The sequence below is a fragment of the Mesorhizobium sp. M1050 genome, from assembly GCF_040318715.1.
In the GTDB taxonomy this organism is placed as follows: domain Bacteria; phylum Pseudomonadota; class Alphaproteobacteria; order Rhizobiales; family Rhizobiaceae; genus Mesorhizobium.
On record NZ_JAMYMV010000012.1, the window covers coordinates 103100 to 119980 of the forward strand.

Sequence of the window (16881 nt, forward strand, 5' to 3'; positions counted from 1 at the left end):
AGTGACTGCCCAGCCAACCGACCCGCCGCGCCAGTTGCCGCTCGATCTCGGCCATGGCACCGGCTACACGCGCGACGAGCTCGTCGTCTCCGGCACCAACAACCAGGCTGTAGCTTTGGTCGATCGCTGGCCGGACTGGCCTTCGCAGGTGGTGGTGCTGGCCGGTCCCGCCGGTTCGGGCAAGACACATCTGGCCTCCATATGGCGCAAACGTGCCGACGCGGTGGCGGTCGACGCCAAGCGTATCGGTGACAGCATCGCCAATCTCGGCGCCCGCGCGGCACTGATCGACGATGTCGATAAAGGAGCGATTGATGAACAAGGCTTGTTCCATCTGATCAACGCGGTGCGCGGTGCCGGCTCGACACTGCTCCTGACGGCGCGCCGCTTTCCGTCGGCCTGGGGTGTCAGGCTGCCTGACCTTTCCTCACGATTGAAGGCGGCGGCGACGGTCGAGATCCATGAGCCCGACGATCTCTTGCTCGCCGGCGTCATCACCAAGCTTTTCGCCGACCGCCAGGTCGAGGTCGAGCCGCATGTCGTGCAGTATCTGGTGCGCCGCATCGAGCGCTCGCTGGCGACAGCGATGCGCGTGGTGGAAAGGCTGGACCGCACCGCGCTCGAGCGCAAGACGCCGATCACGCGCACGCTCGCCGCAGAAACCGTCAGTGCCATGGATGAAGGGCAGGGCGAGTTCGAGATTTAGGCTGAATTTAGGAGGCTGATCTCACAGCCACATTCTGGCAAAATGGCGGACCAAGAGGTAGACGGCTGAGTGGGCGGCGATATAGCCGGCGGCAACCAGCACAAACATCCCTATACTGGCACGCCAGGAGCGGGAGACGATGGCGCCTGGGGCCTGCCTGACCTGTCTGCGGCTTTCCCGGTTCCACATCGCCAGTGCTGCGCAGGCAGTCGCCCACGTCACCATGAAGGGAACCGTTATGCCGGCATAGGCAAGGTGGGCCGGTCCAAACAGCGACACCCAAGCATCGATCCCAAGCATCTGAAATTCCCCGTTTGCCGAAGTTCGAGCGGGCAATGGCACCCGCATTGCTGCCCTCAGACTTGCACCGGCAAGCTGTTGCGACAAGGCCGACCGCCGGAGTTGGCGCAGGGCGAACACGCATTTGCGCCCGGGGCATTTGCAATTTTTCAGGGAGTGGTCGGAGTGGAGAGATTCGAACTCCCGACCCTCTGGTCCCAAACCAGATGCGCTACCAGGCTGCGCTACACTCCGAACGGTCTGTTGCCTATTCATTTCAGTGGAGCATGGCAAGTGCAAAAACCTTGCCGCCATGCGCATTGCGCAGTAATGACGGTCGAAGGGCGGCGATGCTGCCTTGCACAATAACGAGGTGGCCATGTCCGCGCGCATTTTCAGCCCTGCCAAAACCGCGATGCAGTCCGGCACGGCCAAGACCGGCTACTGGGTGCTGGAATTCGACCCCGAGACGCGCAAGAAGATCGACCCGCTGATGGGCTATACGACGTCGCGAGACATGAGAAGTCAGATCAGGCTCACCTTCGATACCCGCGAAGAGGCGGTGGCTTATGCCGAAAGGGAAGGGCTCGCTTACCGCGTCGAGGAGCCGAAAGAGACCAAGCGCCGCCAGATTTCCTATGCGGAGAATTTCCGCTATGACCGCAGGACGCCCTGGACGCATTGAACGGCAGCCAGCGTCAAGTATCCAGCCGGCCCAACGGCCGGCCAGCGGTCCCGTAGCTCAGCTGGATAGAGCACCGGCCTTCTAAGCCGATGGTCACAGGTTCGAATCCTGTCGGGATCGCCAATAATTTCAAAGACTTGTGCCGATGGTCTGATCTATGCCGCAAGTCTTGGCATCCAGCGACTGCCAGCGCCGCAACTCCATGGCGCAGGGAGCCTAGTCTGGGCTTGCAGCCGACTGGGCGCGGCGATCCGGAATTATTTCGTGATCTGGCAGGGTTGGAACCTTAGCTCCCATGACGCGTTCGGGGCCTTGTATTCGCGGTGCCTCATAAAAAGGCAATGTGCGGGCCGGCGAATGGGCAGGGGCAAAACAAGCGCGGGTTGGGGTAGGAGTATCCAGGTTATGTCGAAACGTGAAATTGGAACGTCCCCTTCGTTGGGGCGGCGTATCGCTGAACTCAAGGCGAGAATGCGGGATGCGGAAATTTCCGACCATGAGATGAAAACGTTTCACAAGGTCGCCGCCATCATGGGGCCGGGCGATGGCTCCCTACGGCTGGATGCCGACGATCTGATCGCGGCATCCTTCGTCCTCGAGACGCTGGGCGAACAGGCCTCCAACCGCTGACATTTCCCTGCACCAGCCCAAAATTCTTATCGTGAGAGCCAGCGCGGCCGCCGTCGGCGGCCGTTGCCGCCCCGGTATTCAATTGGAGGGAAAGTCTTATCAATTTGTTTGCGTTGGTCGGTCATAGTCGCGTCGACTAACGGAGTTGAACGCGATGAGGATCGATCTGTCGCCGACGAGTTGGGGCAGGGTGATCGCTGTGACCACGGCCGGTACGGCATTCTTCATTGCCGTGGCGTTCTTCGTCGATTCCTTTAATTTCCCCTATCTGTCGCGCGAAGCCGTGTGGCGGGCACAGATGACGGACCTGCTGCTGCCTTTGGCGCTGGGCGGATCCTTCCTGTTTTTCCTCATGTGGAAGATACGCCAGCTGGCTATCGCGCAGCGCGACCTGAGCGTCATTGCCGCGACCGACAGCCTGACGGCGGTGCTGAACCGTGGTGCCTTCTCGATGCTGGTCGAGGCCTATTTGGAGCAGACCCGCAAGGAGGAGCAGACCCGTTCGGGGGCACTGCTGATCATCGACGCCGACCATTTCAAGTTGATCAACGACCGCCTGGGCCACGACTGCGGCGATCAGGCGCTCAAGCTGATAGCGCAGGCGATCAAGGGGCAATTGCGTGGCGGCGATATTGTCGGCCGCATCGGCGGCGAAGAATTCGGCGTGTTTCTTCCCGGCGTAGATCCCTCGCAATCCTGGATGGTTGCCGAAAGCATCCGCCGACGTATCAGGGAGATGGACTTTTCGCCCGGCGGCAGACCTTGCCCGCTTTCCGTCAGCATCGGCGGCGCGAGTTTTACCGGCCCGATCACCTATGAGGAAATTTTCTCCGCCGCCGACAGAAGGCTTTACACGGCAAAGTCGAACGGGCGCGATCAGGTCAGCTTCGATCCGGCGGGGACCGCTCCGGTGCCTCAACCCAGCGTCACCACCGTGCATTGAGATTAGCCCGATCAATCGCAACCGCGAAACCGTCGCGTCCCGTCACAATTGTGGACAAGAACCTCGGACACCCCACTGATTTGTGAAGGCTTCGACGTAGACGGCGCTTTCGCTTTGCCGACATCGCGCTAAAGTGTCCGCAGCCCTGCCGGGGCTGGACGAATCGAGCAGGGCCTCCTTCGCATGACATTGATGAGCGCGGCGGCTCTGCTGATCCTTGTCCTGACTTACGCCGGTGTCGCCATTGGCCGCATCCCTGGCCTGCGTCTCGACCGTGCGGGGATCGCGTTGCTCGGCGGGGCCGCGATGATCGCCATCGGCGCGCTCAGCATGGAGGACGCCTACCGGGCGATCAATTTCGACACCATCACGCTTCTGCTCGGCATGATGATCGTGGTCGCGCATCTGAAAGTGTCGGGCGCTTTTCGCGGCCTTGGCGCCATCGCCATCGAACATGCGCATGCGCCCTTCATGCTTTTGGTGATGGTGACGCTGCTGACCGGCGTGCTGTCGGCCTTCCTGGTCAACGACGCCATCTGCCTTGTCATGGCGCCGATCGTCGTCCACGTCACCCGCATCATCAAGCGCAACCCGATCCCCTATCTGATCGCCACCGCCACCGCGTCGAATTGCGGCAGCGTCGCCACCATCACCGGCAATCCGCAAAACATGGTCATCGGCGCGCTGTCGGGCATTTCCTATCCGGCCTTTTCGGCGGCACTCGCTCCGGTCGCGTTGTTCGGCCTCGTCGCGGTGGTTGTCATCATCCGCATCGTCTACCGGGCCGAATTCGCACGCACGGTCCAACTGACGCCCGAGGTCGCGCGCGGCCGCATGCACAAGGGGCAGGTGCTGAAGGCGGTGGTGGTCTGCATCGGACTGGCAATTGCCTTCTTCGCCGGCGTGCCCGTCGCCAAGGCAGCCCTCGTCGGCGGCGCGATCCTCTTGCTCACCCGTGCCATCAAGCCGGAACGCATCTACCGCGAGATCGACGGTCCGCTGCTGTTCATGTTCGCCGGCCTGTTCATTGTCGTCGCCGGCGCCGAAAAGACGCTTCTTACCTCGGATATGATTGCCTCGGCGAAGAACCTCGGCCTCGACGATGTCTGGCGCCTGTCCGGCTTCACCGCGGTGCTCTCCAACATCATGAGCAATGTCCCGGCCGTGCTGGCGCTGCGGCCCTTCATACCCGGCCTCGGAAACCCCGAGCGCGCCTGGCTGGTCGTCGCCATGAGCTCGACGCTGGCCGGCAATTTCACGCTGCTTGGTTCGGTCGCCAACCTGATCGTCGCCGAACAGGCACGGGCCGCCGGCACGCCGCTGTCATTCGGCGCCTTCTTCAAGATCGGCTTGCCATTGACGCTGATAACGCTTGGTATGGGCACGGCATGGCTGGCGTTCTAAACCTGGCTGCCTGAAATCCGCGCCCGCACAAGCGTCGCTGCGGCGCGGCCGGCCGCCTCGATATAATCGGGGTTGCGGTGGATCAGCATGATCGAAAACGAGCCGTCGATCAGGAGCACGACCTCGCGTGCCAAGGCTTGCGGCACTCCGAACCGGCGATCGCCAGCATCCTCACGGCGGTGACGCGCGGCCTCGACCAGAGCATCGCGGAAGGCCTGCTGGTCGAGGCCGAGCAGTTCGCCCGCATGGCCTCGACCGCCGATTTGCGCGAAGGGCTCGATGCCTGGATCAAGCGGCGCGCGCCGAGCTATGACGGCTCATGGACGCATGTCGCGCGCCCCGACGAGGCCAGGCGGACCTTGTTGGCGCAGGATCAGGGCGCCACCACCAAGCGGCCTTTCATGTTGGGGTGAAAGCGGCAGAAATAGTCGACCGATCCCGCCGCCTTCAATGTCAGGCTCGCGGATTTCTTCGGCGGGATCATCACCTCCCAGCCGTCTTTCACCGTGGCTGTGTGGGCGAACATATCCTTGTTCACCCACTCGATCGTGTCGCCGATCTTCGCCTCGACGGTGGCCGGCGAGAACACCAGTTTGTCGATGGTGACCCGGATGGTTTCCGCTTGCGCCGGAATGATACCGACGGCCAGCATCAACGCAATCCACGGAGGGCGTTTCGGCATGCACCCGGCCCTTACTTCAGCATGCCTGCGACGTGTTCGGCATGCTGCTCATGGCCCTGGAAAATCTTCAGCCCGGTTTCCAGCAGGCTCTTCAATTCGGCATTCTGCGCCGACGGGATGAGCAGCGTTTCAAGAGCGCCGTCGACCTGCTTGTGATAGGCCACCTCATTGTCGACATAAGCCTTGTCGAAGGCCGCGCCCTTGAGCTTGGCGAGTTTCGCCCGCTCCTCCTCCGCCGCTTTGGTCAACGCCTTGCTGGTGGCGTTGTTTTCCGGCGTGACCTTGAGTTTCTTGACCAGATCGAGCGCCTGCACGTTCACCGCCTCATGGTCGCGGATCATGTCCTTGGCGAAGTCCACGACTTCCTTGTTCTTGGATTTCTTGATCGCCTGCTTGGCGGCCTCCACATCGAGCACGCCGGCGGTGTAGGCGATATGGGCGATCTGCGGGTCGGTCGGCTTGTCGGCGGCTTGCGCAAATGGGGCAGTGCCAAGCAGCAGCAGGGCGGCCAGGGCAGCGGTGTTTCGGATTAGCATGGCATCTCCTTCGCCCGGACGCAGGGTCGCGCCGGACAGCGTTTTTCGGTTGACGATCATTGGATGCGGGACGGCGGCAAACGTTCCCGTCAAAATAAACTGAATCCGCCGGAGTCAGCTCTCCAGCCCGAGCCGCCGCATGACCGCGCTGGTAAGCCTTTCGCAACGGCGGCCGGCGAAGGGGAAGGCATCGAGCAGCACCGGCCCGATCTGGTCGTCCAGCGCCTTGCGCACCAGGGCACGGGCGCGGTGCAGCCTTGTCTTGACGGTTTGCGGCCGCACGCCGAGCAGATCGGCGGTCTCTTCGATGCTCAGCCCCTCGATCACACGTGCCACGAACACGGTTCGGTAGACATCGGGAAGGCTGTCGGTGGCCTGTTCGACCAGTTGGAGGATCTGCCGTTGCGCCATCGTCCGTTCCGGATCGTCGCTGGGGTTGAGGGGAAACCTGATGATCTCGGCTTGCGGGTTTTCCGGCATTGCCACCGTTCGGCGCCTCTTGCGCAGACGGCCGAGCGCCTCGTTGATGACGATGCGCGACAGCCATGTGGCCAGCGAAGAGTCGCCGCGAAAGGCATCGAGATGGGCGAACGCCCTGACATAGGCCTCCTGCACGATGTCCTCGGCCTCGCTGTCATTGCGCACGACGCCGCGCGCGATCCTGTAGAGCCGTTGGTTGTGCATCTTGATAATGGTGCGGAAGGCATCGCCCTCGCGCGCCAGGGCGCGCCGCACGAGTTGCACGTCGCCCGATGCGGACGACACGGCCGTCAAAACAGCAGGCATGGCCAGTTTCCTCAACCCGATCTCTGGACCGGAACCTCGATTGAGAGATTGGACGCTGTTGCCGGCAAAAGGTTCCCGACGATCTTTCTCCGGGTCCGGCGGGGTTAAGCTACCGCATCCAATGAAGGCTTGCCAGCAGCCTGCAGGCGCGCCGTTGCCGCCAGGAGATCGGTCTGGGTGATCAGGCCGAGGATCCGCTCGTCGTCGTCGACTATGATCACCGCATGGCTGCGGCCATCGGTGAGCACGGGCAGCAGGCCCATGGCGGCGAAATCGGCGCCGGCGGTCGCGGCGGGCGATATCACGGATGCAACCGAACCGCAGGCCTGGGTCAGTTCCCGCAATCCCACGGTGCCCGCCAGCCTTGCCTCCGCGTTGACGACCGGCAAGGTGCGGATGTTGTGGTCAAGCAGCAATTGGCGCGCCGCCTCGGCCGACGTGTGTGCGTCGACCGAGATCACATCGCGCGACATGATGTCCTCGCACAGAACGGTTTTGTGCGCGCGCACCATCGCCTGCAATTCGACTTGCCGCAGCAGCCGGTCGAGATCGCTGCGATCGATATCGAACGTCTCGTCGAGTGCGCCAAGCGCGGCATCGATGTCTTCGGACCGGAAGCCGACGCGCGACTGTGCAGGCGGATCGCTGGTGCCATGGCTATTCGCCGGCGCTGCAACCGTTACATGCGGATAATTGCGCCGGGCCAGTCTGTGGAAGCCGTATCCGAGTGCCACCAGCAGGATCGAGTTCAGCGCCACCGGCACGAACGGAAACAGGAAGCCGGCGCTGATGACGGCGGGCCCTCCCAGCACCGCGGTCAGGGCGGCCGCCCCGCCTGGCGGATGCAGGCAACGCGTGAACGACATTGCGGCGATGGCCAGTGCCACCGCGATGCCGGTGGCAAGGGCGGTTTCGTGGATGAAATGCGCCGCGATCACGCCGACTAGTGCCGAAATCGTGTTGCCGCCGATGATCGACCATGGCTGCGCCAGCGGGCTGGCGGGCACGGCGAACAGGAGCACGGCAGACGCCCCCATCGGCGCCACCAGCAGCGGCACGTGCGGGCCGTTGCCGAGCACAAGGCTGGCGATGACACCAGTGAGCGCAATGCCGACCGTCGCGCCGATACAGGCGACGAGGCGTTCGCGCAGCGTCGCGCCGGCAAGAATGGGAACAAAGAGGCGGAACGCCATGACGTCGAAAAACTTCTGCCGTATTCCAGGGAAAGTAGAAATCGTGATGATCGCAACGCAATGGCGCGACTTCACGAGATTTGAAAGCCAAATTGATCCGCGAAGTCGCGTTTTGTGGGAATAGAATTCCGTGACTTCTGATCGTTCAGGCTGTCGCCGCGGCGGTCAGGCCGCGCGAAATGTCGGCTTTCAAATCGTCGACATCCTCGAGGCCGATCTGCAGGCGGATCAACGGGCCTTCATAGGGCGCTTTCGCGACAACGCGGTCGCCGAGCCAGACCGGCACCGCAAGGCTCTCATAGCCGCCCCAGGAATAACCGAGGCCGAAGATCCGCAGCGCGTCGAGGAAGGCGTGCTGCTGCTTCTGGCCGCCGCCGGCAAGCACGATGGAAAAGATGCCGCTGGAGCCGGAGAAGTCGCGCTTCCACAAAGCGTGGTCCGGGTGGCTGGGAAGGGCAGGGTGGAGCACGCGCGCCACGCCTTCCTGGCCTTCGAGCCAGGAGGCGATGGCGAGTGTGCTGCGCTGATGGTGCTCCAGGCGCACGCCCATGGTGCGCAAGCCGCGCAGCACCTGGTAGACATCGTCTGGCCCGGCGCAGCAGCCAAGCGTGCAGAAACTCTCATAAAGATGCTTCCAGCAGCTGTCATTGGCCGACACTGTGCCAAGCAGCACGTCGGAATGGCCGGCCGGGTACTTCGTCGCTGCATGGATCGAAATGTCGACGCCATGGTCGAGCGGACGGAAATACAGCGGCGTCGCCCAGGTGTTGTCCATCATGACGATCGCGCCTGCGGCGTGCGCCGCCTTGACGATGGCCGGGATGTCCTGCACCTCGAACGTGTTGGATGCCGGCGATTCCGTGAACACCACCTTGGTGTTGGGCTTGATCAACGCCGCGATGCCGGCGCCGACCTCGGGGGCGTAGTACTCGACGTCGACGCCCAGCCGCTTCAGCATCGTGTCGGCGAAGTTGCGGGTCGGGTGATAGACGCTATCGACGATCAGCAGATGGTCGCCAGCCGACACGAAGGCGAGCAGCGGCACGGTTACCGCCGCAAGGCCCGACGGCACCACGATCGTGCCGGCCGAGCCTTCCAGCGCATCTATGGCGTGGGCAAGGGCATCTGTCGTCGGCGTGCCGCGCGTGCCATAGGTGTATTTCTGGCTGCGTGCCGCCATCGACGCCGCGTCACGATAGAGCACGGTCGAGGCATGCACCACCGGCGGATTGACGAAGCCGAAATAGTCATGCGGATTGTTGCCTGAATGGGCAAGCCGCGTGTTGATGCCCATCTCGCCGCTAACGTGCCCGCTGCCGTCTTTCGCCATTCTGCGTCGCCTTGTTTGACAAGCCGCTAGCCATAGTGCGGCGTCATGGACCGTGCAACAGCCACCGGCCGCCAGGGGATAGACTTCGAATATGCCAATTCGTCGCGGCAAAAGATGGCGATTGGGGTGCGCCGCGACCCGGCGGTGCGTTGCCGCTAGATGCGCCGTTCTCCGCCGACAGGGCTACGAACTCGGGCCAACGGGTTCCTTCGCCGGCGCGTTAGCTGACAGAGCATCAAACGAAAAACCCGCCTGCGCGGCGGGTCACTGGCGCAAATCGGCACCATAGATAAATATGTACCATAGCTGAGGTCACGGAATCAAGAAAAAATTCCTATCGTGAAAAGTTACCGACACAAAAAGCTGCCGACACCGCCCAACTGGCTGTCGTCAGGTCTTTTGCTAACCTGAGTTCGGAGCCCTATCTCCGCCGATCGGCCTATTGTGGGCGGCCGCGGAAGACATATAATTGTCTTCTAATATTAATCGCCGGATTGCTTCGATCAGATGCTGCCGGATGGTTGTTGCCGGTTGGACTTCTGGTCCTCCACGATCCGGATCGCGCTCACGAAGCGTGGGCGCGGCAAGGGGAGGAATGCCATGCCCGACGTCAAATGGACAATGAAGGCGCGCGAATTCATCAACTGCAACTGCGCTTATGGCTGCCCGTGCCAGTTCAACGCCATGCCGACATACGGTTTCTGCGAGGCGGTTGCTGGCATGGAAATCGAGAGCGGCCATCACGGCGACACCAGGCTCGACGGATTGCGGTTCGTCGGGATTTTCCGCTGGCCCGGCGCCATACACCAGGGCAGGGGCGAAGCCGCGGTGGTTATCGACGAGAGGGCAACCGAAGCCCAGCGCGGAGCGCTGCTTCGCATATTGGGTGGTATGGACACCGAACCGGGTGCGACGATATTCCAGGTCTTTTCGACCACGCTGGAGAAATTCCACGATCCGATCTTCGCCCCGATCGATTTCAACGTCGACGTCGAGGCGCGAACCGGGCGGTTGCACGTCAAGGGTGTGACCGACGGCCATGGCGAGCCGATCAAGAATCCGGTCACCGGCGCGGAACACCGGGCGCGCATCGACCTGCCGCACGGTTTCGAATACGCGATCGCCGAAGTCGGGCGTGGCTGGACCAAGACGACGGGCCCAATCAAGTTCGAACTGGCCGATTCGCACAGCCATTTCGCCAATCTGCATCTCACGCAGAGCGGCATCGTGCATTGAATTGATCCGATGACCGACACGGCCCTTGAGGCGGTGCTGCGGCGCGACCGCGCGGTCGTGACGGCCGCGCTCGTCGTGATTGCCGTGCTTGCCTGGGCCTACGTGCTGTGGCTCGCCGCCCACATGGTCATGACCGGCTCCCCCTTGCCGGACGGCGCAGGCAGTGACATCGCCGGAGTGGACATGTCGAACATGGGCGGCATGGGTATGGGCGCCACCGTGGCGCCCGGTTTCCGGGCCTGGGCACTGGCGGATTTCGCTTTCATCTTCACAATGTGGGCGGTGATGATGGTCGGCATGATGACGCCTTCGGTCGCGCCGATGCTGCTGCTCTATGCCGGCGTCGCTCGCAAGGCGCGGGCGGACGGACGGCCCATCGCTTCGACGGGGTGGTTTTTTGCAGGCTACCTCTCCGTCTGGGTCGTGTTCAGCATTGTGGCGACCGGTGCGCAATGGCTGCTCGCCCGTTTTGCCCTGCTCGATCCGTTGAAGGCGACCGACAGCGCGATCCTCGGTGGCTTCGTTCTGATCGCCGCTGGCCTCTATCAATGGACATCGATGAAGGGCGTCTGCCTGCGTCAATGTCAGGCGCCGATCGCGTTCCTGGCCAGCCATGGCGGGTTTCGCTCCGCTCCGCTCGGCGCGCTTCGACTCGGCGTCGATCATGGCGCCTATTGTCTCGGTTGCTGCTGGGCGCTGATGGCTCTGCTGTTCGTCGGCGGCGTCATGAACGTGCTGTGGATCGCCGGCATCGCCATCCTTGTCTTGCTGGAGAAAACGGTCCCGACCGGCCAATTGATCCCGCGCGTTTCCGGCGCGTCGATGGCTGCTATCGGAACCTGGCTCGTTTTTCGAGTGCTTTGAAAACGGTCCTTGTCTCAAGGCGGTATTGGCTGGCGACCGCCCAATATGCGTTGGATACCGTTGCGCCGAGTCAGTAACGCCTAGGTATTGCCTGGGATGAATTGCGGCTGCCGCGGCCTGCATTTGCGTTGCATGAGTTTTGCCGGCTTGTTTGCGCTGCTGACTAATTCGCGGGCGCGTTTGTCTGCAATTCAGGCATTTGCGGCAATCGGTTTCAAACTCTTTCGGTTTAGGTCATTTCCCTTGACCTCACAGGAATTATCGCCTTCGATGACATTCGTGAATGGGAGGCGTTGCGTCGGTTACGATGCGGGGTGCCGGGAATGGGCCGGAACGGGAACTGCATTCACACGGGAAAAAAGTCAGGGTTTGCCCTGAAAACAGAGAAAAGGGTCTGTGGGTCATGAAACATATTGCTATCGGCATTCTTGGCGCCGCCACGTTTGGGTTGATGGCGTCGGCCGCGTCGGCGGCCACGCTCGACACCGTCAAGGCGAAGGGTTTCATCCAGTGCGGCGTCTCGACAGGCCTGGCCGGCTTCTCGGCGCCGGACGACAAGGGTGAGTGGCAAGGCATCGATGCGGATTTCTGCCGCGCTGTCGCAGCCGCCGTGTTTGGTGATGGCACCAAGGTCAAGTTCACGCCGCTCAGCGCCAAGGAGCGGTTCACGGCACTGCAGTCCGGTGAGGTCGACATCCTGTCGCGCAACACCACCTGGACCATCAATCGTGACACGGCGCTTGGCCTGAATTTCGTCGGTACCACCTACTATGACGGCCAGGGTTTCATGATCAATGCCAAGAAGCTGCCGGGCGTCAATTCGGCGTTGCAGCTTTCCGGCGCCGCCGTCTGCGTGCAGAGCGGCACCACCACCGAGCTCAATCTGGCCGACTATTTCAAGGCCAACAAGATGGAGTACAGTCCGGTCGTCTTCGAAAAGCTGGAAGAGGTCAACGCCGCCTATAACGCCGGCCGTTGCGACGTCTACACCACCGACCAGTCGGGCCTCTACGGCATCCGCCTGACGCTGGACTCGCCGGCCGACCACGTCGTGCTGCCCGAGATCATCTCCAAGGAGCCGCTCGGACCGGCCGTGCGCCAGGGTGACGACCAGTGGTACCACATCGTCAAGTGGACCTATTTCGCTCTGTTGCAGGCGGAAGAGCTTGGCATCACCAAGGCCAATGTCGACGAAATGAAGAACTCGCCCAGCCCGGAGATCAAGCGCGTGCTTGGCCAGGAAGCCGATACCAAGATCGGTACCGATCTCGGCGTCTCCAACGACTGGGTCGTCAACATCGTCAAGGCTGTGGGCAATTATGGCGAAATGTTCGACCGCAATGTCGGTTCGGGCAGCCCGCTGAAGATCGCCCGCGGCATCAACGCACTGTGGACCAAGGGCGGCCTGCAGTACTCTCCGCCGATCCGCTGATCGAAATGTGATCCGGGAGGCAGGTCGTCTGCTTCCCGGTTTCTCTTTCCAGGGGACGGTCGAATGGCATCGCAGGAAGTTCTTCGCGAGGAGCCCAGCCGAGGTTCCTTCATCAACGATCCAAGAGTCCGGGGCATATTCTTCCAGGCGGTGGTCGTCGTTGTGTTGGTGGCTGGCGTCTGGTGGATTGCCCATAACGTCATCGACAATCTGACCCGGCTGCGCATCGCGTCGGGCTTCGGCTTCCTCAAGGGCCGCGCCGGCTTCGACATCAGCGAGAGCGCCATCGCCTATTCATCGGATTCGACCTATGGCCGCGCCATCCTGGTCGGTTTCCTCAACACCGTGATCGTCGCCGTCGTCGGCATCATCACCGCGACAATAATCGGCTTCATTGTCGGCATCGGCCGGCTTTCGCAAAACTGGCTGATCAGGAAGATCTGCACGGTCTATGTCGAGGTGTTCCGCAACATCCCGCCGCTGCTGGTCATCTTCTTCTGGTATTCCGGCGTGCTTGCCGTGCTGCCGCCGCCGCGCGAGAGCATCAATTTGCCGTTCGGCTCTTTCCTCAACCAGCGCGGCTTCTATTTTCCGCGCGCCGTGTGGGGCGACGGCTCCTGGCTTATCTTCGTCGCTCTGCTTGTCGGCATCGCCATGGCGTGGTTCGTCGCGCGCAAGGCGCGGCAACGGCAGATGGCGACCGGCCAGCAATTTCCGGTGTTTTGGACGTCCGCCGCGGTGATCGTCGGGCTGCCTCTGCTCGCCTATGCGCTGAGCGGCTTCCCCTTGAGTTTCGATTACCCCAAGCAATCGACCTTCAACCTGACCGGCGGCTTCCAGGTCAGGCCGGAGTTCCTGTCGCTGTATCTGGCGCTGTCCTGCTATACCGCCGCCTTCATTGCCGAGATCGTGCGCGCCGGCATCAGGGGCGTCAGCAAGGGCCAGACGGAAGCTGCCGGCGCGTTGGGGTTGCGGCCCGGATCGATCCTGCGGCTGGTCGTCGTGCCGCAAGCCATGCGCATCGTCATTCCGCCGCTGACCAGCCAGTATCTCAACCTGACCAAGAACTCGTCGCTCGCTATCGCCATCGGCTATCCGGACCTGACCGCCACCGCCGGCACGGTGCTGAACCAGACCGGCCAGGCCGTCGAGGGCGTGGTGATCATGATGGTGATCTATCTGGCCATCAGCCTTCTGACCTCGCTCGTGATGAACTGGTTCAACGCCAAGATGGCGCTGGTGGAGAGGTAAGGACATGCAGGAACATGACATGTCCTGGGTGCGCAGCGAAATGGCGCTGGCTGAGCCAGCACCTGCTGGCGTTGCGGGTTTCCAAGCGTGGGTGCGCAAGAACCTGATCGCTTCCACCGGCGACACCATCATGACCATCGCCGGCATCGCCCTGGTGGTGATGATCCTGCCGCAAATCATCAATTGGGCGTTCATCAACGCCGTGTGGACCGGGCCGGACCGGACCGCATGCGCCACCGTGGCGCAAGGCGGCGTCCAGCCGGAGGGCTGGACTGGCGCCTGCTGGGCTTTCGTCAATGCCAAATTCGGACAGTTCATGGTCGGGCGTTATCCGATCGAGGAGCGCTGGCGGCCGATTCTGGTCGCTATCCTGTTCGTGGCGCTGCTGGTGCCGATGCTCATCCCGAAGGTGCCGCGTAAAGGCCTGAATGCCATTCTGCTGTTCTTTGCACTGCCGATCGTCGCCTTTATCCTGCTGGTCGGCGGCATGTTCGGCCTGCCGCATGTCGAAACCTCGCTGTGGGGCGGGCTGCTGGTGACGCTCAGCCTGTCCTTCGTCGGTATTGCAGTTTCGCTGCCGCTTGGCATCGTGCTGGCGCTCGGCCGTCGGTCGAAGATGCCGATCATCAAGACGCTGTGCGTCATCTTCATCGAGACGGTGCGCGGCATCCCGCTGATCACAGTGCTGTTCTTCGCCAGCGTCATGCTGCCGCTGTTCCTGCCGGAGGGCGTCTCGTTCGACAAGTTCCTGCGCGCTTTGATCGGCGTGTCGCTGTTTGCCGCCGCCTATATGGCCGAAGTGGTGCGCGGCGGACTGCAGGCAATCCCCAAGGGCCAGTATGAAGGTGCGGATTCGCTCGGCCTCGGCTATTGGCAAAAGATGTATTTGATCGTCATGCCACAGGCACTGAAACTGGTCATCCCGGGCATCGTCAACACCTTTATCGGCATGTTCAAGGACACCAGCCTGGTCATCATCATCTCGATGTTCGACCTGCTCGGCATTGTGAAGCAGAACTTCTCCGACCCGAACTGGGCAACGGCCCAGACGGCCAGGTCCGGCCTGATCTTCGCCGCCTTCATCTTCTGGCTGTTCTGCTTCGGCATGTCGCGCTATTCAATGTTCACAGAACGTCGGCTCGACACCGGCCACAAACGCTAAACAAAAGACAAAGGGAACCCGTCATGGCCACCGAAAATGCCGTCAGCGCGGAAGAGATCAAGGTCAACGCCGCCAAGATGCAGATTTCGACCACCGATGTCGCCATAGACATCATCGCCATGCACAAATGGTATGGCGAATTCCATGTGCTGAAGGACATCAATCTGAAAGTGATGCGCGGCGAGCGTATCGTCATCTGTGGCCCTTCGGGCTCCGGCAAATCGACGATGATCCGCTGCATCAACCGTCTGGAAGAGCACCAGAAGGGCAAGATCATCGTCGACGGCAAGGAACTGACCAACGATCTCAAAAAGATCGACGAGGTCCGCCGCGAGGTTGGCATGGTGTTCCAGCACTTCAACCTGTTTCCGCATCTGACCATCCTCGAGAACTGCACGCTGGCGCCGATCTGGGTGCGCAAGACGCCGAAGAAACAGGCAGAGGAAATCGCCATGCATTTCCTCAAGCGCGTCAAGATCCCCGAACAGGCCCATAAATATCCCGGCCAGTTGTCCGGAGGCCAGCAGCAGCGCGTGGCCATCGCCCGCTCGCTGTGCATGAACCCGCGCATCATGCTGTTCGATGAGCCGACTTCGGCGCTCGATCCGGAAATGATCAAGGAGGTGCTGGAGACCATGGTTGGCCTTGCCGAGGAAGGCATGACCATGCTGTGCGTCACCCACGAGATGGGCTTTGCCCGCAAGGTCGCCAACCGCGTGATCTTCATGGACCAGGGCCAGATCGTCGAGCAGAACACGCCGGCCGAGTTCTTCGACCACCCGCGCCACGAGCGCACGAAGCTGTTCCTGTCACAGATACTGCACTGATCGTTTTTCCACGGACGAAAAGAGCCCGGCCGAAACCTTGGCCGGGCTCTTTTCGTATGGATCGCCAGGAGGTGGGGCAGATGTGTTGCGCAGGAGCGCCATCGCAGGGCTGCCGTCGATGAAGCGGCTCTGGCGATTTCTCGGCCTGGTGGTTGCGGTGGTAACGTTGACGGTTGCGCTGGGTGCGTTGGTGCCGCGGCCGCTATGGCCGCCGGCCGCCGCGGCAGCACCCGCCGCCACCCACCGCATCCTGGTGCTGAAGAACCCGATCCACACCGACATCGCCATTCCGATCGACGATGCCGTGCGCCAGCGCTTCCGCTTCCTGGTCGACGCCGGCATACCCGCCGACAAGCCGGAGATGGGCTATATCGTCTTCGGCTGGGGTGGCCGCGCCTTCTATCTGGAGACGCCGACATGGTCTGAGTTGAAGGCGGTGCCGGTGATGAAGGCACTGACCGTCGATGCGTCGGTCATGCATGTCGAGGTCGCCGGCGACATCATCAAGGGTCCCGACATTGCCGGCTTCGACATCGGCGAGGAGCGCTTCGCGGCGCTGCTCGATTTCATCGATACGAGTTTTCAGCGGGATCCGAAGGGTCCGATCCTTGTCCCGGATGCGGCCTATTCCAGGTTCGACGGCTTCTACGAAGCCAATGGCCATTTTAATGCATTGGTCGGCTGCAACACCTGGACGGCGGCTGCCTTGCGCACCGCCGGCCTGCGCACCGGCTGGTGGAACCCGCTGCCCGTATCGCTTGGCCTGTCGATGCGGCTTTACAATTAGCGTGGGCATTCCGCGAATTGGCAAGCGTCGCGTTCCTTCACACCCCCCTCATTAGGGGGCGCCCAAAGCCGGCGGCCCACGGGGGGGGGGGGGGCCCACAAACACATTGGTTTTTTAGAGCACGTCGAAAAATATTAGGATGCCGCCG

General features: G+C 62.1%; 18 protein-coding genes, 2 tRNA genes and 2 pseudogenes. 14 read left to right on the forward strand and 8 right to left on the reverse strand.

Annotated features, from left to right (window positions below; translation table 11 throughout):
* The first annotated feature begins 1 nt into the window (after position 1).
* Positions 2–706 carry a DnaA regulatory inactivator HdaA gene (gene hdaA / locus NKH57_RS10205; RefSeq protein ID WP_352943905.1) on the forward strand — a complete coding sequence of 235 codons (705 nt, stop codon included), beginning with the start codon at positions 2–4 and terminating at the stop codon, positions 704–706.
* A gap of 21 nt (positions 707–727) precedes the next feature.
* Here the strand turns inward: hdaA and NKH57_RS10210 are convergent, their stop codons facing one another.
* The gene (locus tag NKH57_RS10210; RefSeq protein ID WP_023761935.1) at positions 728–1006 is read right to left on the reverse strand and encodes a hypothetical protein; all 279 of its coding nucleotides are present in this window, start codon (positions 1004–1006) and stop codon (positions 728–730) included.
* 157 nt (positions 1007–1163) lie between these two features.
* A tRNA-Pro gene (locus NKH57_RS10215) sits at positions 1164–1240 on the reverse strand.
* A 124-nt stretch (positions 1241–1364) separates the two neighbouring features.
* On the opposite strand from NKH57_RS10215, the gene NKH57_RS10220 reads away from it, so the two are divergent.
* From NKH57_RS10220 to NKH57_RS10240, 5 genes are all read left to right on the forward strand, one after another.
* Positions 1365–1670: an ETC complex I subunit gene (locus NKH57_RS10220; RefSeq protein ID WP_352943907.1), complete on the forward strand. Its 306-nt coding sequence runs from the start codon at positions 1365–1367 to the stop codon at positions 1668–1670.
* Between the two features lie 46 nt (positions 1671–1716).
* Positions 1717–1793, forward strand: a tRNA-Arg gene (locus NKH57_RS10225).
* A 282-nt stretch (positions 1794–2075) separates the two neighbouring features.
* The gene (locus tag NKH57_RS10230) at positions 2076–2300 is read left to right on the forward strand and encodes a hypothetical protein (protein WP_023761937.1); all 225 of its coding nucleotides are present in this window, start codon (positions 2076–2078) and stop codon (positions 2298–2300) included.
* A 154-nt stretch (positions 2301–2454) separates the two neighbouring features.
* Positions 2455–3243, forward strand: coding sequence for a GGDEF domain-containing protein (locus tag NKH57_RS10235; protein ID WP_023761938.1), 789 nt, complete (start codon positions 2455–2457; stop codon positions 3241–3243).
* 183 nt (positions 3244–3426) lie between these two features.
* Entirely contained in the window at positions 3427–4647 is a 1221-nt protein-coding gene (locus NKH57_RS10240; RefSeq protein ID WP_352943910.1) for an anion transporter, read from the forward strand.
* On the opposite strand, the pseudogene NKH57_RS10245 reads toward NKH57_RS10240, so the two are convergent.
* A pseudogene (locus tag NKH57_RS10245) lies at positions 4644–4790 on the reverse strand (TetR/AcrR family transcriptional regulator); the annotation flags it as partial. The gene NKH57_RS10240 and the pseudogene NKH57_RS10245 overlap by 4 nt on opposite strands.
* Between NKH57_RS10245 and NKH57_RS10250 the strand changes: the two are divergent.
* Positions 4764–5060: pseudogene (locus NKH57_RS10250) on the forward strand (enoyl-CoA hydratase); the annotation flags it as partial. The pseudogenes NKH57_RS10245 and NKH57_RS10250 overlap by 27 nt on opposite strands.
* On the opposite strand, the gene NKH57_RS10255 reads toward NKH57_RS10250, so the two are convergent.
* From NKH57_RS10255 to NKH57_RS10275, 5 genes are all read right to left on the reverse strand, one after another.
* Positions 5021–5329 (reverse strand): cupredoxin domain-containing protein, encoded by a 309-nt coding sequence (locus tag NKH57_RS10255; RefSeq protein WP_352830056.1) that lies wholly within the window; start codon positions 5327–5329, stop codon positions 5021–5023. The pseudogene NKH57_RS10250 and the gene NKH57_RS10255 overlap by 40 nt on opposite strands.
* A gap of 11 nt (positions 5330–5340) precedes the next feature.
* Entirely contained in the window at positions 5341–5865 is a 525-nt protein-coding gene (locus tag NKH57_RS10260; protein ID WP_352943912.1) for a DUF4142 domain-containing protein, read from the reverse strand.
* A 114-nt stretch (positions 5866–5979) separates the two neighbouring features.
* Positions 5980–6651: an RNA polymerase sigma factor gene (locus tag NKH57_RS10265; protein ID WP_352943914.1), complete on the reverse strand. Its 672-nt coding sequence runs from the start codon at positions 6649–6651 to the stop codon at positions 5980–5982.
* A 104-nt stretch (positions 6652–6755) separates the two neighbouring features.
* A complete protein-coding gene (locus NKH57_RS10270) occupies positions 6756–7844 on the reverse strand; it encodes an HPP family protein (RefSeq protein ID WP_352943916.1) in 1089 nt (362 codons plus the stop codon).
* Positions 7845–7989: 145 nt separating this feature from the next.
* Positions 7990–9174 (reverse strand): cystathionine beta-lyase, encoded by a 1185-nt coding sequence (locus tag NKH57_RS10275; protein WP_352943918.1) that lies wholly within the window; start codon positions 9172–9174, stop codon positions 7990–7992.
* A gap of 600 nt (positions 9175–9774) precedes the next feature.
* Here NKH57_RS10275 and NKH57_RS10280 point away from each other — a divergent pair.
* The 7 genes from NKH57_RS10280 to NKH57_RS10310 all read left to right on the forward strand — a co-directional run bounded on the left by NKH57_RS10280 (position 9775) and on the right by NKH57_RS10310 (position 16733).
* On the forward strand, positions 9775–10410 hold the full coding sequence (locus NKH57_RS10280) for a DUF1326 domain-containing protein (protein WP_352943920.1): 636 nt from the start codon (positions 9775–9777) through the stop codon (positions 10408–10410).
* A 9-nt stretch (positions 10411–10419) separates the two neighbouring features.
* On the forward strand, positions 10420–11274 hold the full coding sequence (locus NKH57_RS10285; RefSeq protein WP_352943922.1) for a DUF2182 domain-containing protein: 855 nt from the start codon (positions 10420–10422) through the stop codon (positions 11272–11274).
* Positions 11275–11677: 403 nt separating this feature from the next.
* Positions 11678–12706 (forward strand): amino acid ABC transporter substrate-binding protein, encoded by a 1029-nt coding sequence (locus NKH57_RS10290; RefSeq protein ID WP_352943924.1) that lies wholly within the window; start codon positions 11678–11680, stop codon positions 12704–12706.
* 63 nt (positions 12707–12769) lie between these two features.
* Positions 12770–13957 (forward strand): amino acid ABC transporter permease, encoded by a 1188-nt coding sequence (locus NKH57_RS10295; protein ID WP_352599005.1) that lies wholly within the window; start codon positions 12770–12772, stop codon positions 13955–13957.
* A 4-nt stretch (positions 13958–13961) separates the two neighbouring features.
* Positions 13962–15119, forward strand: coding sequence for an amino acid ABC transporter permease (locus tag NKH57_RS10300; protein WP_352943926.1), 1158 nt, complete (start codon positions 13962–13964; stop codon positions 15117–15119).
* A 77-nt stretch (positions 15120–15196) separates the two neighbouring features.
* The gene (locus NKH57_RS10305) at positions 15197–15946 is read left to right on the forward strand and encodes an amino acid ABC transporter ATP-binding protein (RefSeq protein WP_031260969.1); all 750 of its coding nucleotides are present in this window, start codon (positions 15197–15199) and stop codon (positions 15944–15946) included.
* Between the two features lie 118 nt (positions 15947–16064).
* Complete coding sequence (locus NKH57_RS10310; RefSeq protein ID WP_352943932.1) at positions 16065–16733, forward strand: TIGR02117 family protein; 669 nt, start codon at positions 16065–16067, stop codon at positions 16731–16733.
* Positions 16734–16881: the final 148 nt, after the last annotated feature.

Excerpts from the sequence above, each read along its gene's own strand:
- NKH57_RS10240 (WP_352943910.1), top strand. The coding sequence starts at position 3,427 with ATGACATTGATGAGCGCGGCGGCTCTGCTGATCCTTGTCCTGACTTAC.
- NKH57_RS10285 (WP_352943922.1), top strand. The coding sequence starts at position 10,420 with ATGACCGACACGGCCCTTGAGGCGGTGCTGCGGCGCGACCGCGCGGTC.
- NKH57_RS10310 (WP_352943932.1), top strand. The coding sequence starts at position 16,065 with ATGAAGCGGCTCTGGCGATTTCTCGGCCTGGTGGTTGCGGTGGTAACG.
- NKH57_RS10235 (WP_023761938.1), top strand. The coding sequence starts at position 2,455 with ATGAGGATCGATCTGTCGCCGACGAGTTGGGGCAGGGTGATCGCTGTG.
- NKH57_RS10220 (WP_352943907.1), top strand. The coding sequence starts at position 1,365 with ATGTCCGCGCGCATTTTCAGCCCTGCCAAAACCGCGATGCAGTCCGGC.
- NKH57_RS10255 (WP_352830056.1), bottom strand. The coding sequence starts at position 5,329 with ATGCCGAAACGCCCTCCGTGGATTGCGTTGATGCTGGCCGTCGGTATC.
- NKH57_RS10300 (WP_352943926.1), top strand. The coding sequence starts at position 13,962 with ATGCAGGAACATGACATGTCCTGGGTGCGCAGCGAAATGGCGCTGGCT.
- NKH57_RS10295 (WP_352599005.1), top strand. The coding sequence starts at position 12,770 with ATGGCATCGCAGGAAGTTCTTCGCGAGGAGCCCAGCCGAGGTTCCTTC.
- NKH57_RS10275 (WP_352943918.1), bottom strand. The coding sequence starts at position 9,174 with ATGGCGAAAGACGGCAGCGGGCACGTTAGCGGCGAGATGGGCATCAAC.
- NKH57_RS10210 (WP_023761935.1), bottom strand. The coding sequence starts at position 1,006 with ATGCTTGGGATCGATGCTTGGGTGTCGCTGTTTGGACCGGCCCACCTT.
- NKH57_RS10270 (WP_352943916.1), bottom strand. The coding sequence starts at position 7,844 with ATGGCGTTCCGCCTCTTTGTTCCCATTCTTGCCGGCGCGACGCTGCGC.
- NKH57_RS10230 (WP_023761937.1), top strand. The coding sequence starts at position 2,076 with ATGTCGAAACGTGAAATTGGAACGTCCCCTTCGTTGGGGCGGCGTATC.
- NKH57_RS10265 (WP_352943914.1), bottom strand. The coding sequence starts at position 6,651 with ATGCCTGCTGTTTTGACGGCCGTGTCGTCCGCATCGGGCGACGTGCAA.
- NKH57_RS10280 (WP_352943920.1), top strand. The coding sequence starts at position 9,775 with ATGCCCGACGTCAAATGGACAATGAAGGCGCGCGAATTCATCAACTGC.
- NKH57_RS10260 (WP_352943912.1), bottom strand. The coding sequence starts at position 5,865 with ATGCTAATCCGAAACACCGCTGCCCTGGCCGCCCTGCTGCTGCTTGGC.
- NKH57_RS10290 (WP_352943924.1), top strand. The coding sequence starts at position 11,678 with ATGAAACATATTGCTATCGGCATTCTTGGCGCCGCCACGTTTGGGTTG.
- NKH57_RS10305 (WP_031260969.1), top strand. The coding sequence starts at position 15,197 with ATGCAGATTTCGACCACCGATGTCGCCATAGACATCATCGCCATGCAC.